The organism is Leptospira kmetyi serovar Malaysia str. Bejo-Iso9 (assembly GCF_000243735.2).
GTDB classification, from domain to species: domain Bacteria; phylum Spirochaetota; class Leptospiria; order Leptospirales; family Leptospiraceae; genus Leptospira; species Leptospira kmetyi.
Genome location: NZ_AHMP02000003.1, coordinates 44,153 through 59,445, shown reverse-complemented (window position 1 = coordinate 59,445; position 15,293 = coordinate 44,153). Strand labels below are relative to the sequence as shown.

At 44.9% G+C, this 15,293-nt stretch carries 13 protein-coding genes; 10 read left to right on the top strand and 3 right to left on the bottom strand.

Features of this window, described 5'->3' with window-relative positions; genetic code table 11:
- The first annotated feature begins 675 nt into the window (after positions 1-675).
- The 4 genes from LEP1GSC052_RS02670 to LEP1GSC052_RS02650 all read left to right on the top strand — a co-directional run bounded on the left by LEP1GSC052_RS02670 (position 676) and on the right by LEP1GSC052_RS02650 (position 6,423).
- Positions 676-1,800: a SpoIID/LytB domain-containing protein gene (locus LEP1GSC052_RS02670; RefSeq protein ID WP_010574296.1), complete on the top strand. Its 1,125-nt coding sequence runs from the start codon at positions 676-678 to the stop codon at positions 1,798-1,800.
- Between the two features lie 374 nt (positions 1,801-2,174).
- Positions 2,175-2,870, top strand: coding sequence for an ABC transporter ATP-binding protein (locus LEP1GSC052_RS02660; protein WP_010574295.1), 696 nt, complete (start codon positions 2,175-2,177; stop codon positions 2,868-2,870).
- Positions 2,871-2,876: 6 nt separating this feature from the next.
- Positions 2,877-5,408 carry an ABC transporter permease gene (locus LEP1GSC052_RS02655; protein WP_010574294.1) on the top strand — a complete coding sequence of 844 codons (2,532 nt, stop codon included), beginning with the start codon at positions 2,877-2,879 and terminating at the stop codon, positions 5,406-5,408.
- 76 nt (positions 5,409-5,484) lie between these two features.
- Positions 5,485-6,423 carry a hypothetical protein gene (locus tag LEP1GSC052_RS02650; protein ID WP_010574293.1) on the top strand — a complete coding sequence of 313 codons (939 nt, stop codon included), beginning with the start codon at positions 5,485-5,487 and terminating at the stop codon, positions 6,421-6,423.
- A 71-nt stretch (positions 6,424-6,494) separates the two neighbouring features.
- On the opposite strand, the gene LEP1GSC052_RS02645 is transcribed toward LEP1GSC052_RS02650, so the two are convergent.
- Together LEP1GSC052_RS02645 and pyrE are read right to left on the bottom strand one after the other, a co-directional pair.
- Positions 6,495-7,202 (bottom strand): hypothetical protein, encoded by a 708-nt coding sequence (locus tag LEP1GSC052_RS02645; RefSeq protein ID WP_020986056.1) that lies wholly within the window; start codon positions 7,200-7,202, stop codon positions 6,495-6,497.
- Entirely contained in the window at positions 7,195-7,758 is a 564-nt protein-coding gene (gene pyrE / locus LEP1GSC052_RS02640) for an orotate phosphoribosyltransferase (protein WP_020986556.1), read from the bottom strand. The genes LEP1GSC052_RS02645 and pyrE overlap by 8 nt, the downstream gene beginning before the upstream one ends.
- A gap of 206 nt (positions 7,759-7,964) precedes the next feature.
- On the opposite strand from pyrE, the gene LEP1GSC052_RS02635 reads away from it, so the two are divergent.
- Positions 7,965-9,044 (top strand): acyl-CoA desaturase, encoded by a 1,080-nt coding sequence (locus LEP1GSC052_RS02635; RefSeq protein ID WP_010574292.1) that lies wholly within the window; start codon positions 7,965-7,967, stop codon positions 9,042-9,044.
- 114 nt (positions 9,045-9,158) lie between these two features.
- A complete protein-coding gene (gene nadE, locus LEP1GSC052_RS02630; protein WP_020986328.1) occupies positions 9,159-11,093 on the top strand; it encodes an NAD(+) synthase in 1,935 nt (644 codons plus the stop codon).
- 74 nt (positions 11,094-11,167) lie between these two features.
- On the opposite strand, the gene LEP1GSC052_RS02625 is transcribed toward nadE, so the two are convergent.
- Positions 11,168-11,869 (bottom strand): LIC_20245 family lipoprotein, encoded by a 702-nt coding sequence (locus LEP1GSC052_RS02625; protein ID WP_020985974.1) that lies wholly within the window; start codon positions 11,867-11,869, stop codon positions 11,168-11,170.
- Positions 11,870-11,990: 121 nt separating this feature from the next.
- Between LEP1GSC052_RS02625 and LEP1GSC052_RS02620 the strand changes: the two genes are divergently transcribed.
- The 4 genes from LEP1GSC052_RS02620 (at position 11,991) to LEP1GSC052_RS02605 (ending at position 15,085) form a co-directional block, all read left to right on the top strand.
- Positions 11,991-12,731: an LIC11073 family putative lipoprotein gene (locus LEP1GSC052_RS02620; protein WP_010574291.1), complete on the top strand. Its 741-nt coding sequence runs from the start codon at positions 11,991-11,993 to the stop codon at positions 12,729-12,731.
- Positions 12,728-13,498, top strand: coding sequence for a 16S rRNA (cytidine(1402)-2'-O)-methyltransferase (gene rsmI / locus LEP1GSC052_RS02615; RefSeq protein ID WP_010574290.1), 771 nt, complete (start codon positions 12,728-12,730; stop codon positions 13,496-13,498). Before LEP1GSC052_RS02620 ends, rsmI begins: the two co-directional genes overlap by 4 nt.
- A gap of 12 nt (positions 13,499-13,510) precedes the next feature.
- On the top strand, positions 13,511-13,834 hold the full coding sequence (locus tag LEP1GSC052_RS02610; protein ID WP_010574289.1) for a flagellar biosynthesis anti-sigma factor FlgM: 324 nt from the start codon (positions 13,511-13,513) through the stop codon (positions 13,832-13,834).
- A gap of 84 nt (positions 13,835-13,918) precedes the next feature.
- Positions 13,919-15,085 (top strand): iron-containing alcohol dehydrogenase, encoded by a 1,167-nt coding sequence (locus LEP1GSC052_RS02605; RefSeq protein ID WP_040912785.1) that lies wholly within the window; start codon positions 13,919-13,921, stop codon positions 15,083-15,085.
- Positions 15,086-15,293 lie beyond the last annotated feature (208 nt).

Below are 15,293 nucleotides of genomic sequence, written 5' to 3'. Positions count from 1 at the left end.
CCTACAAATGAATGATAATACCGGGCTTCAATGAGGGAGTGGCCTTCGGGACAAATTTTACTTACATCGACAGTATGGGTTGGTGTAGAGCCCCAAAACCAGTATAAATACGTACTCGTATATCTATTGGTTTCAATTAAAGAATTAGATCGAGCTTTTATATACGCTTGACCACAAAAAGAAAGACTCAAAATGATCAAACACAAAGAAATGATTCTCATAAATCTTCACTTGCTCCTGAATTCTAATTTTAATATTTTAAGGAGAAAATACAATTCTCATTAAATTTAGCGGGATTCTTAAATTGCTCGAATCACATGAAATCAAACACTTTCATCTATATTTTGTAAATGAACGGTATTACTTCCAAAAATAGCTTTTTTATTAGTTTATTCAAATGAAAGGAAAAAATAATCTTTTTATTCAAAAAAAGACATTCATTTCATCTGCTTAAATTTTGGGCTTACGGCCTCCGTATAAAGGGCATCATTCCGATCTCGTACATGTCCATTTAAAGAAGAACTCCACCTTACCGGCCTTCGATTCGCTCTCGGCATAGAATCCATGCCGTTTCTCCGCCATATCTAACCCTCCCAAACCCTAAAAATCTCTGCAGGGATTTTCGGTTCTCTACGATATTCAAGAAGAGAGATAGACGTATCTCCGGGAATTCTTATGATCAGAAAACTAGTTTTACTTTTGATTCTTTTCTTTATACTTTTGGAAACGGGTTGTAATACCGTCATCATTCGACCTTGGACGCCTCCTTATAAAAGCCGTTCGGTTCACGAGGTTCGAGTGCTTCTTGGCAAAACCGAAGGCGATCTTCAAATCCGCGGAGAAGGAATCATTTCCGTGTACGACGCGAACGATCTTCTTATTAAAAAAGGAATCGATATCATCTCGTTGGATTCTTCCCGTTTAAAAGCGCCGATTCGTTTTGTGGGTGAGAATGCGGGACTTGAATACAAATCCTTAAAGGTCAGAGGTGCCATCCATCTCATTCCTCAAAGCCAAGGACCAGCGCTGATCGTAAACGTTCTTCCCTTGGAAGAATATCTGTACGCCGTGGTTCCTTCCGAGGTTCCCTACGGTTGGCCGATGGAAGCTTTAAAAGCTCAGGCAATTTGTGCGAGAACGTATGCAGTTCGTGAAATATTAAATAAAAAGAATGCGCTCTACGACGTCGAAGCCACCGTAAATTCTCAAGTGTATGGCGGTATCGAAAAGGAACATCCTTCCACAACGAAAGCGGTTCAAGACACCACCGGAGTCTTGGCGGTCTTCGAGGAAAATCCGATCCAAGCTTTTTTTCATTCGAACAGCGGCGGTAAAACGGAAACTCCCGAAAACGTATGGGGCGGAAAAAGAATTCCTTATCTTTCCACGGTCGCTTCGGAATTCGATCGCGCCGGAGATAATTTTTATTGGAAAGAAACGATTTCCCAAGAACTGATCAATTCTAAATTTTCAAACTTAAAACTGGGCGAGATTCAATCGATCCAAGTTCTATCCAGAACCGCTTCGGGGCGTGTGGATCTTATGGAGTTAAGCGGCTCGGAGGGTTCTTCTCGAATTCGCGGAAAAGAATTCAGACAAACGTTAGGCGCTCCCGTTCGTTCCTTGAGATTCGGAATTCAAAAAGAAGGAAACGGCTATCTTGTAAAAGGAATGGGTTCGGGTCACGGAGTCGGATTGAGCCAATGGGGAAGTTTCGGAATGGCGAAGGAGAATTACAATTACGTTGAAATTCTCAGACACTATTATCCGGGAACCGATCTCGCAAGAATCACACGCTAAAAATTTAAGATCCTAAAATCCAAAAAGCCTTCGAAAGAAAATTCTATCGGAGGCTTTTTTAATTTTTCGCAAGCCCAATTTCGGGAAAGAATTGTCGTACCTCCGACGATTTTTAGTGAAACGGCGCGCCCCAACCCGCATCTGCGGTGGAGAATGAGGAGCGATCCGTAGAGAACGAATCGCTGCGTTCAACCGGCGGAAAAATCCCGAATAAACTTCCCTTAACTGAAAATCCTCGTCCCGTAAACCAAAAAATACCCAATTTCCCGTTGTCGTACCTCCGACAAAATAAACCGACCTCGACGCATTCTTGTCGGTCCATTTTTCACTTTTCACGAATTTGAATCCGAATTCTCCTGTTCCCTCAAAACCAAATGACAAACTCGAACGCGACCGACTCAAAAAGAATCCGAATTTCCGGACTTAGAAAATCCTATCAAAGCGGAAAACTTCAAACGGAAGTTCTCAAAGGATTGGAACTCGACATACCGAGCGCGTCGATCGTCACGCTCATGGGCCCTTCGGGTTCGGGTAAATCAACTTTTTTGAATATACTTTCCGGCATAGACGTGCCCGATTCGGGTGAAATCCGAGTGAACGGACATTCTTTGCATTCGATGAACGAAAAAGAACTCACGAAATATCGAAGAGAGGAAACAGGAATCATATTCCAATTCTTTCATCTACTTCCCTATCTAAACGCACTTGAAAACGTGGCGGTTCCTCTTTACATCTCCGGCGTCGGCAAGGCGCGAGCGCGCAAACTCGCAGAGGAAGCCCTCGAAAAGGTCGGACTTTCCTCCAGACAAAACCACAAACCGGACGAACTCTCCGGAGGAGAACAACAAAGAGTAGCGATCGCAAGAGCGGTTTGCAAACGTCCTTCCCTGATTCTCGCGGACGAACCCACTGGAAACCTGGATACGAAGAATGCAGAAAACGTAATACGTCTTTTGATGGATCTTCAGAAACAACACGGCTTCACTCTTTTTATAGTAACCCACGATCAGAAGCTCGGATCCTTGGGAGAATTCCGTTTAAAAATGGCGGACGGAATTCTGGTGGATTGAAGATTCATGTCCTATCGAATTTACGTTCTATTTCTTTTCGAATACTTCCGAAGCCATAAGGTCGCCGCATTCTTCGCGTTAGCCGGAATTTCTCTTGGGGTCGGTCTTTTTATATCGACGACCGCAAACGGAATGAAGGCGGAAAAAAGTCTGACCGATTTTGCGATGGGATATTTTCAGGGAGAATATAAGATCAAAATCTCGTCGGCATCGGGAGAACAAAACGTTCCCGTCGAATTGATCAAAACCTTATCCGATGATTCTTCCCTTTCCTGGATCGTAAAAATTTCTCCCCGTTTTCAAAAAGAAGTCATAGTAAACGATTCGATCCGAGCCGTGTATCTCGGTTTGGATTTTTTAAAAGAATTCGAAACGTTTCGAGCGGCCGAAAACGAAAAATCAAAAAAACGTGTCCCTCAAGAAGAAACATCCGATCGAACGTCGCAAAACGAAAACGATCCGGCAAACTCGGTTTTTATCAGCCGATCCTTATCCGAGAAGATAGGAAATTCAAAGGCCGATATTAAAACGAATTCTAAAAGTTTCAACCTATCTAGGCTCGAAGTATTCGATACGGAAGGCGGAAGTATTCTGATGGAAGACATAGAATCCGCGATGGAACGATTCGAAACGGGAGATTACGTTAGTTTTCTTCTCATCCAACCCGACCGATTCCGATCGGAACAGAAAAGAATTCTCGAACAAAAACTCGGCTCGGACTATCGGATCGAAACCGTAGAGGACATACGGGAAAAATCCGGAAACGCGTTACGCTCCTTTCAACTCAATCTTCTCGTCATATCGTTTATATCTCTCATCATCGCTTTCTTTATGGTTTCCAACACGATGTCCGGTTTATACGTAAGCCGCGAAAAAGAATTGGGAATTTTAAAAACGATGGGACTCGGCGCCGGTCATACGTTCGCGCTTTTCGTTTCCCAAGCTTTGCTTCTTGGAATCACGGGAAGTTTTTTGGGACTCGGGCTCGGTTTTCTTTTTTCGAGAATGGATTTTTTCAGCCCGGAAGCCGCCTCCGCCGATTTATCTTATCTCAAAACATACAAGTCCATCCCTTCATCCACTTGGATCATAGGACTCGGAATCGGAATCGTAGGATCGTTTTTTTCCGCTGCGTTTCCGTCGTTTCGCGCGGGAAGAGTTTCGCCGGTTTCGATCTTACGGGATTCTTCTTCGGGAACCAATCGAATCGACGAACGTAAAACGTTCTTCTTCGGTCTTTTGCTCGTTTGTATTTTCGCGTCGATCGCGTTCGTTCCGTTACGATGGAAACTTCCGATCACCGGGCTTTTAGGAATCGGAGGAATCGTAATCGGCGTTACCCTTTGTTTCCCTTGGGTATTTAAGACGATTACGATATTCTTTTTTAGTCTTTCCGAAAGATCGGATCGATCCTTCGTATTTATGAAAGTCGGTCTGGAAGAAACGAGAAACCAACCTCTCCGAAACACTCTCACATCCGCGACCTTGATGCTCGCGACCTCTCTCGTGGTTTGTCTTTCGGTTTTGACGGACAGTTATCGAAGATCCTTAAACGATTGGGTGGATTCGGAGTTTCCCGCCGAGTTGACCGTTATCAACACGTCGAATCTTGCCGCGGGAATTCACGGAGGAGTTCCCCTTTCTTTGTTAAGCGAACTCTCAAAACTTCCCGAGGTGAAGTCCTTGGACGGATTCTGCGTAAACACGAGGGTTGAAACGGAAAAAGGGAACTTTACGATTCATGCATATACCTTCGGGGCATACAACCGGAAGGATTCTCCCGAAAGTTCGGCGAAAATGGAAAACGAAATTCTAATCTCCTCCAATATGGCTTATCTGCAGAACTTCAAGGTCGGAGATACGATTCTTCTCGGAACCAAACTCGGAAAAAAGGAATTCAAAATCAAAGGAATCAAGGAACATTTTTTTTCGGAACGCGGAACGATCATGATGGATATCAAAAATTACGAAACCTTTTTCGGACTTCAGGGATACAATTCGATTAAGATATTCTTAAATAAGGAAGAAGATCTTCCGGCCGCGGAGCAATCCATCTCTCGTATTTTAAGACAAAATTCTTCCCTGAAATTGTTAAACGGAAAGGAACTGAGGGCTCTTTATACGGAAGGAGTGGATAAGGTTTTCGGAGTTTTAGGAACCTTGAAAACCACGGCGTTTATCATCGCGATGATTTCGCTCGTTTCCTCCCTGCTTCACAATCTCATCTCCAAAAAAACTACGTTAGGAATTTTGAAATATTTGGGCGCGGATCACGGACAACTGAGTTCGATTCTTTTAACGGAAAGCGTTTTTATCACGGTGGTCGCGACCTGTTTCGGAATCGTTCTCGCCTTCGTTCTTTCTCCTGTCGTTTTATACGTCATCAACAAGAACGCGTTCGGATGGACTTTAAAGTTCACCGTATCGCCCGAAGTTCCGATATTTTTTCTGATTCTCTCACCCGTCTTGGGAATTCTTTCCTGTTTGGTTCCCTTGTATACTTTGAGAAAATTAGGATTTCGGATCAGCCAAGAATGAAGAGACATTCCCCTCTTTTCAAAACGAAAACCAACTTGATCGCCCACGCAGTTTCTCTTAGGATGTTATCATTCGTATGAGCGCCTTGAGTGAAGTAGCACTGGAAATCGCCGGAGAGATCCGAAAGGTCAATCTTCGGGAAGACGAAAAAATTCCCACGTCCGACACTTTTATCAAGGAGTTGATGTCCCTTTTTTCGAGAGAACCGGACGATATTCGAAACATCCTCGAGGTTCTTCGCGAAGCGAAGATCATATTCGTAATCAAAATCGTATTGCCCGAAGAAAAGGCGACGAAGATGAACGATCCCGGCGTGGACGCATACGCGTACGCCGATCTGAAAATTCTCCAGGATCTGAAATACTACGCCGAAAAAAAATTGGAACGTCTTTACGAGGCGACCTATTACAAAAAGAAATCCCCTTCTCTCATCACAAGAGAACTTTTTCCGAAGATCCGAGAACTGAACAACACTCCGATCGGAAGAATCGTAAACATCGCGGTTATGCTCGAAGAATTCATTCGGATGATGAACAACAATCCGAACGACTTTCAGGAAGAATTCCGCGTGCAGGCGATGGAGGAAATTTTAGTTTCCAAAGGCGACACTCCCGCGGAAGGAAAGGACATCGACGAACCATCGCGCGCGATGAATTCTTTTTCGAATTCCTTCGGACCGGTTCCTTCTCAAAGAGCGGCGGATCGGATCGAAGAACAGGCGCAAGCCGCCAATCTCAATCCGAACAGCCCTTGGGGGAGAATGGTTTCCAAATTCTCGATCGAGTTTTTACTCCGAGTCCATCTTAGAAAATGCGAATTCGAGACGATTCGTAAACTGATCATTTCCGGTAAGGTTACGAACGAAGAGAATCTTCGTTTGGTGCGGGACAATCTTTTGAAAATGGAAAAGAATATCAACGTGGACAAGGTTCTCGCCTCGTATCTCGAAGAGATGATCGAACTCAGAAGATTGACCCAAAGAAAACTCAACCTGCTCGCTAAGCCGAGAATGTAGAACCTCAAGAGCGCCCACTCGAAAGCGAAGCGCCGCGCAACGGACGCGGCGTTTCTACGATACGAAATAGATTACAAAACCTTTAAGTAAATCAGACACTGCGCGATCAAAAGCGCGCCCAAAAGAAAAATCCATCTTCGTTTCGCGGAATAAACGAGTTTGACCTTGTCTTCGGGAAAATAGACGGCCACGAGCAAGGCGTTTACGTTCGCGATCAAATAAAAGGATTCCATCTTCAAAGGAAACGGACCGAACATCACGGCCGCGAACATCGCAAACGAAGGAATAAAATACAAAAGGGTTTTCGGATGAAGAAATCCCGTTTTTTTTTCCTGAACGAGCGTCTTCTTTCCCGAATGTTTTTCCAATTCTTCCTGAAAACGATCCGGCTCGGAAAGATTCAAAACGGGAATCATATCCTCCTTGGTCGCGATCAAAAATCGAACATAAGAACGGAACACGTCCCGTTCGATCGAAACGATGGACTTGAGTTTGGTTTCGAGGGATTGTCCTTTCGAGTTGAACAACTTTAAGGAATTTGAATTCAATTCCACCTTCGCGCCTTTGAGTACGCGGATCTGTCTGGAAAAATTCCGATAGAGTAAGAAACCGAGAACGAGAGAAAGAAGACCGAAAATTCTCACGAAGTCCGTTCTGCTTTCTTCGGGAACCTTCAAAAAATTCCAGACGATAAACGCCAGATACAAAGCGATCACCGCGACCGATCTGAGGATCAGATTGTTTCTAAACTTACCGAAGTCGTACGGAAACTCACTCATGCTCCAAATTCCCAAAATCACTTTTTTTGAATATAGGAAACATCTGAACCCCTTCCGAAAGAATCGCGTCCTTGCCGCCTTCTTCGCGATCCAAGATGCAGATTCCTTGAGAGACTTCGATTCCGGAATCGCGCAGACTTTTGATCGCCTGAATCGTGGAACCTCCGGTGGTAATCACGTCGTCCACGATGATACAACTTTTTACGGCGTGAACCGCTCCTTCTACGAGCTTTTTCGTTCCGTGATCCTTGGAAAGTTTACGAACGATCAAAGGAAAAACGTTCTTTTTCTGTTTTCTAAATTCTAAACTGATTCCGTAGCAGATCGGATCGGCGCCCATCGTAAGACCGCCGAAAGCCTCGGGTTTTAAAATGCCGGACTCGCCTAAATGTTGTTCAACGATAAATCGGCAAAGAAGTTCCAGACGATCGGGAACGAGCGTGATCTCCTTACAATTGAAATAATGTCTGGATTGTTTTCCCGAAGCGAGGGTGAAAGGTTGTTCCGAATAGCGATACGCATGAGAACGAATGAGTTCGAGCAGTTCTTGTTTCATAAACGTTGTGATTTCCGATTTGCGTTTGATTTTAACCAGTGAATTTCCCGGAAAGAATCTGGAAACCGTTTTCGATTTCGAAAAAAATTCTCAAAAAAATTCCCGATTTTTGCAACCAGCATTCCTCTTTTTGCTCATAACTAACAGAGTTAATTAAATGGGCCAAAACAGGACGAACGTCCCGATCGGCCTTTTAGGAATTGAATATGCAAAAAGAAAAATCAATCAATTGGGTGACCACGATCTTCTTAATCGTAACTCCGATCGTCGGAGTTACTGGAACCGTTTGGCTGGAGGTTACGAGAGGAATTCCGTATCAGACCTGGCTCTTGTTTTTGTTTATGATGTTTGCGACCGGAATCGGAATCACCGCGGGCTATCATAGACTCTTCTCCCATCGGGCGTATAAGGCCGCGCTTCCGGTAAGAATTTTTTTCCTGCTCTTCGGCGGAGCCGCGTTTCAAAGTACGGTTTTGGAATGGTGCGCGGATCATAGAATTCATCACAGACACGTGGACAAGGACGAGGACCCGTATGCGATCACGAAAGGATTTTGGCACGCTCACATCCTTTGGTTGTTTCAAAAAAGAGAATATTCTTTGACGAACATCCCCGATCTTTGGGAAGACAAGTGGATCGTATGGCAACACGAATATTACTATTCGATTTCGATCTTTATGTGTTTTCTCTTTCCCGGTTTGATCGGTCTTCTTTGGGGAGATTTTTTAGGCGGGGTTTTAGTCGCGGGGTTCTTAAGACTTTTTATCAATCATCACTTTACGTTCTTCATCAACTCGCTTTGTCATTTCCGAGGAACCCAACCGTTTTCGGACAAACATACCGCAAAGGACAACTGGATCTTAGCGTTATTCACTTACGGAGAAGGATATCATAACTTTCATCACGAGTTCCAAGCGGATTATAGAAACGGAATCCGTTTTTTCGACTACGATCCGAGCAAGTGGCTCATCAAAGGTTTGTATCATCTGGGTCTTGCGTCCGATTTAAAACAAATTCCGGAAGAACAGATTTTCCGCAAAAAAGTGCAGATGGATGAAAAACGTTTTTTGAAAAGAATGGAAACGTTGCAGATTCCATTCTCCGCCGATCTGGAAACAAAACTGCAATCGTATAAACAATCCTTGATCGATCGTCAGGCGGATCTCGTTTCCAAAAAAGAATCTTCCGGAGATAAGAATCAGGTTCGCGTCGCCAAGGGAGAATTCAGGTCCGCTCTCAAAACTTGGAAACAAATCGTTTCCGGTGATCTGCAAACCCTTTCTTAAAATTCGATCCGATTTTCTCGAAGAAGGTTCGGCGCCGGTTGTAGACCGGATGACCGGACCTTTTCGAATTAAAAAACACTTTCAAAACGGATTCGAACCTGAATCCTGTACAACATGCAGTCTGTGCGACTTACTTCGGTTTCTCTCAAAACGAGAGTGTTCGATTTTCAAGGGAACCTGGATAAAATCAAAAAGGTTCTTTCTCAGGAAAAAAATTCCGATCTGATTCTTTTTCCCGAACTTTGTATTTCCGGTTACGGATGCGAGGATTCTTTTTTCTTTCCTCGGATCTGGAAAGAATCCTGGAATTCTTTGACGCAGATTCTTCCTCTTACGAAAAACAGAATCGTCGTAGTCGGTTTACCTATATTCCAAAATCCTTATCTATTCAATTGCGCCGCCGTTCTATGCAACGGGGCCATCGCGGGGATCGTTCCCAAATCCAATCTCGCAACCACGGGAGTTCATTACGAAAACCGTTGGTTTGCCAGAGGGGAAGAAGCGCAGGAGAATTGGATCGCGCCGGACGGCTCGGCGATTCCGTTCGGTTCCCTCGTGTTTGAAACCGATCATTTTTCGTTCGGTGTGGAAATCTGCGAGGATTCCTGGGTTCTGCAAAAACCTTCCATTCCTCTTGCGGAAGCGGGAACTGATCTGATTCTTTCTCCGGGCGCTTCTCATTTCGCGTTCGGCAAACAAAGAACGCGCAGACAGATCTTTAAGGAAAGCTCGAGAAGAGAGTCTAACGTGTATCTGTTTTCCAATCTCTGCGGAAACGAATCGGGACGATTGATCTTCGAAGGCGGTTCCATGGTCGTTCAAAACGGAAAACTGATCGCAGAATCCGAACGTCTTTTTTTCGGAGATTTCAATCTTTGTTCAAGCGAAATCGACTTCGACGCTTCCAGAGCCGATCGCGCCAAAAACTTTCGTCCTTCGGGAAACCGTTTCTCGAAAAAAAAATCCTCGGAAGAAAATCGAATCTATCTCGGTATCGAATTTCCAAAACGAACTCCGATCGTAAACCGTCCCGTTCCCGAACCTTCCCTTTCCAAAGAAGAGGAATCGTATCGGGATTTCACACGCGCGGTAGCATTAGGACTTTTTGATTATCTAATACAGTCTAAGACGAAGGGTTATACGTTATCCCTTTCGGGAGGCGCGGACAGTTCCACCTGCGCGCTTCTCGTTACCGCGATGAAAAAAATCGCCCAAGAAGAATTGGGGAAAAACTTTTTTTCTTCGGTTGGAATCGACGAGGATAAAATTCTTTATACGTTGTATCAGGCCACCGAGAACAATTCAGATCGTACGAGATCCCTCGCCAAAGCATTGGCCGAAGACGTGAAGTCAATTCACGGAGATCTTACGATCGGTTCCGAAGTGCAAAGTATTACGGATAAGATTTCCAAGATGACCGGCATTTCTTTGGATTGGGAACATCACAACCTGGTTCTACAAAACATTCAGGCGAGGGTTCGTTCTCCGATCATCTGGATGCTCGCCAATTTAAACGGACATCTTCTTCTTTCCACGGGAAACCGTAGCGAAGCCGGCGCGGGTTATACGACGATGGACGGGGATTCTTCCGGATCGGTGGCCCCTCTTACCGGAGTTAGTAAAGAATTTATTTTGAAGTGGATGCAATTCGTCGCGGACGGAAAGGATCCGATTCTTCCCGCGTATGTTTCGGTGAAGGAAATCGTTCTTTCTCCTCCGAGCGCGGAATTAAAACCTCTCGAAGACAAACAAGAAGACGAAAAGGATCTGATGCCCTATCCTCTTCTGCAAAAGATCGAAGAGTTGTTCGTGGTTCGAGGCGCGGGTTTTTCCGAGATCGTTCAGCTTCTTGGCGGAGATCCGGACGTTCAAAAATTAGCACCGGGATTTTTGGAAGAATCGGTTCGGAAATATATTTCACTCTTTCACAGAAATCAATGGAAACGGGAAAGGTTGCCGCCTTCGTTTCATCTGGACGACTACGGTTTGGATCCGAAGTCTAGCTTTAGATTCCCGATCCTTTCCGAAGAAAAAGGCTCGGGAATTTAGAATCGAATTTTTTAAAAACGAAACATCGATCGTTGAATGATCCCTTGCGGATTACGGAAACGGTCGAACCGATCTTACAACCCGGCTTGTTTAAACGCATTCTCCTTATCGCGTTGAACTTGCTGGAGTTGGTTTTTGATGGAATCCTGGATGTTCTGAAGTTTCTTTTCGGTTTCTTCTTCGCCGGAACCTTTTTGCAAATCCACGAGATAGTTGATGATGTCCATTCTATCCTGGGTTTGTTTTTCCATATGATTGTAATAAGAACGGATCTGAACCGGAGTCGCTGTTCTCGCATAAACGTTTCGAGCGGCTTCCGCGATTTGATTTTCTTCCTGTTTCTTCGCTTCCTTTTCGGAAGGACTTAACTTTTTAGGAATGAGAGAATTGTTCGGAAAACGTTCCCGTAATTGACTGAAACGTTCCATCTCCTCGTTCGTATAAGGTTTATTGGATTGAGGATTGATCGGGTTGTCCGCGTCGGCCGCGTTCGGATCGGCTTCTTTGGTTTCTCCCGAATTCGATTCGATGTATTCTCCCTTACCCGCTTTGTAAAAGGAAGAATCGAAAATGGATTCGTTCGTTCTGCCTCCGGACGATCCCGATGAAGAAGAGGAAGAACTTCCTCCACCGCCCAGAAGAAGGGCTACGCTATCCGCTTCCCTTTTTTTACGATCCGCTTCGCCCGGATCTTCGGAAGAAAAAAGAATCCAAACAAGCGCAACAAGTGCGATGGAAATGCCGGAATAAATGACGAGTTTACGAATGCTGACCACTGGAATGCTCCGGAATAAATCTGGAAATTTTGATTGTAAGACCGCCGAACTAGGAAATTCTATCCTGAATAGCGGATCCGTCTTCTAATATTTGAGAATTTGAATCCCACGCAAGATAAAAATGTCTTTTAGAATTCTTCATCCAACGATTCTTCCCACCCTTTCCTTGATCTGGATTCTTTTCGGTTGTGGTATGAACACGGACGTAGCGCAATCCCCTTTCGTATTTATTTCTCCGGTCGGAGTTCCTCAGTTTTTAAGCGTGGTCGCGGTCAACGAAGGAATCACGAACAACGCAACGAAGGACGTGGACTTCGTATCCGAACCGAATTCTTACAAACCAGAATTTTTGATCCGGTATTTCGTTACCAACGCGGAGCCGCAATTCGTAGGTTATAATCTTTACATCACGACCGCGGCGCCTTCGGTTGCGGAAACTCTCGCAGGCGGAAACGTTTATCTGGAGAATGGGGTTCAACCTTCTTTCCCGCATCTCGCATCGGAAGCGTCCACGAGTTCCGCGAGACTGCAAACGCATCGGGTTCTCAATCAGATTCCTCCTCCCGGCGTGTTTCCGTTTATCAAATGCGAGATTTATACGTTCACGTTAAGAGCTCTTTTGAACAGCGGTATCTTTTCGAACCCTTCCACGCCGGTGAGAATGTGTTCCTCTTCCCGTCCTTATCTTTGTCCCGTAGGTTCGAGTTGTAATCCATCGGAGTGCAACAACGCGGCTTGCAATACTACCGTAAAACAAAACTGTCCCGTAGGAACGCTTTGTAATCCTTGTTTGATTGCGGGCGCCGAAGAAACGGGTTGTGTTTGTCCTTCGGGAGTTTCACCTTCGGGCTGTAATCTATGAGTTTAGAGGAAGAATCCTCTTCTCTAGAAACCTCCTCCGAAATTCCACTCGAACCAGGAACACTTTACGTCGTCTCCACACCGATCGGAAACTTGGAAGACCTTACCTTTCGCGCGCTTCGAATTCTAAAAAACACGGACCGAATTCTTTGCGAGAACGCGGGACATTCGAGAAGATTGTTACAGCACTATGCAATTTCGACTCCCGCTTCCACGCTCTACAGGGATCAATCTCCAACTCCCTATGCGGGTATATTAGAAGATTTGAAAGCGGGGAAAACCTTCGCGCTTGTTTCGGACGCGGGAACTCCCGGCGTTTCCGATCCGGGTTCTCATCTGATCCGAGTGATCCGGGAAGCCGGTTTTAAAATCTCCCCCGTTCCCGGAGCGAGCGCATTGACCGCGTTACTCGGAATCTCCGGTTGGCAGGCCAATCCGTTTTTGTTTCTTGGATTCTTGTCCGAAAAAAAAGGCAAAAAAAGAAATCAATTGGGAGAATGGAAAGAATTCGAAGGACTGATCATGATCTTCGAATCCGTCCACAGAATCGGAGATACGCTCGACGCCGTGAAAGAAATTTTCCCCGATTCCGAATATCTGATGGGCCGGGAAATGACCAAAATTCACGAGGAAATTCTCCTTTTTTCGCCCATTCTCCCCGGAAAACCGAAGGAATTTGCCCACAAGGGTGAATTTGTGGTTTTAATCAATACGAATCGGAAAAAAATGCTTAAAGGCTCTCTTGGATCGGCCGATAGAATTCAGTAGAGGTAACAAATCATGACTATCGATAAAATCGGTGGGATCGGTGGAAGCGGGTACGAACCGAAAAGAACCGCTCCGGTTAAAAAGGCGGAATCAAAAGAAGCTTTTGATAACGTTTCTATTTCCGATACCGCAAAACAAAAAGCATCCGAAGCAAGACTGCAAGCGGAAGTTCAAACTATAACTCGCAAAATTCTTTCTACTCCGGACGACCAAGACCGTTCCGTAAAACTCAAAGAAGTTAAGGAAAAGTTGAAAAACGGAGACTATGATAATCTGAGCGGCGACGTTTTGAATACGATCGCGGATAGAATCTCAGAAACGATGTTAGGTCAATAAAGAACGTTACGGATAAACTGATTTTTACCTCTATTTAAATTAGAAATATTCCGATTCACCAGATAACTCTGGGGGACGACGACGATGCCGATACTCCCCGATTGGGTTAACTACACATTTCCTCCAAAAATCCACTTTGAAGCCGATTGCGGATACAAGGTGGGTAACTTCGTCAAAAACATAGGCTCGAGAACCGTGATATTCTCCACTCAACAGGAGCTGGAGAATATGGACGAACTTTCCATCATCAAAACCAGTTTGGAAAAACATATCGACGGAGTGATTCTCTACGACGATATCGTCAAGGAGCCGACTCCGGAAGAATTGGACACGGCCGCCTACTTCGCCAAGATCGCTAACGCGGATTGTATCATCGGTTACGGTTCTTACGAATCGATCAGCATGGCCAAGATCATCGCCCTTCTCGTTACGAACGACATCTTCGCCGAAGAAATGTTAAGCGAACGGAAGGCGAAACTCAAAAAACCGCTTCCTTTGATTTTGATCCCAACTCATCCCGTTTTCGGTTTGGAATGTTCTCCCATTTCCACGATTCTTCTCGGAGAAGAAAGAATTACGAAATACTTTTCGCACGAACTTTTATTTCCCGAGTTGATCATCGCCGATCCGAAGATTTCTTCCTTTATGAGTTCCACAGACATTTCCAAGGTCGGCGTGGGAATTTTGGCCGCCGCGGTGGACACGATTCTTTCCAAGTTTTCATCGGAACTTACGATCTCTTCCGCGTTACGCGCGATCGAACTTTTACAAAAAAACCTGATTCCTTCCATCCGCGATCCGAAGAACATCAACTATAAAAACGGTTTGTATGCGGCCAGTCTTTTGACGGGAATCGCCCAGTCCTCCAGTTCTTTGGGGCTTTGTTTCGCGCTTTCATTAGCAAGTGCGAATATTACAAATTTGGATATCTTTCAGTCCATGTCCATCCTTCTCCCCCACGTCATGGAATACAACCTGACTTCCTCCGCCGGTAAATACGTGATGATCGCGAGAGCCTTGGACGAGGACATCACGAATATCTCCGTGATCGAGGCCGCGATTAAGGCGGTGGAAGGGATTCGTAAGATTTTTATCGAATTGAAGATTCCGCAGAGACTTTCGGAATACGAGGTGAGAAAGATCGATCTTCCTATGATCGCAAATCTTGCGGCTTCGTTTCCGTTTTTGGATTCTCTTCCGAGGGAGCTTCCGAAGAACGAGATCGAAACCATTTTGGTCGCGGCGTTCTAAGGGAGAATCGAGAATTCCGGAAAGTGTGGGAACTCATACGGGTTCGCGCCGTTGGGAATGTTGGGAGCTGATTCTGATTTTTACGAAATTGTAGGAACTCATACAATATCGCGTGGCGTTGTCAGGTTCCATTCTTTCTTAAAATGTAGGAACTCACACGGGTTCGGTAAAGTTTTTTCTAAAATGTAGGATCTCATACAAAAAACGG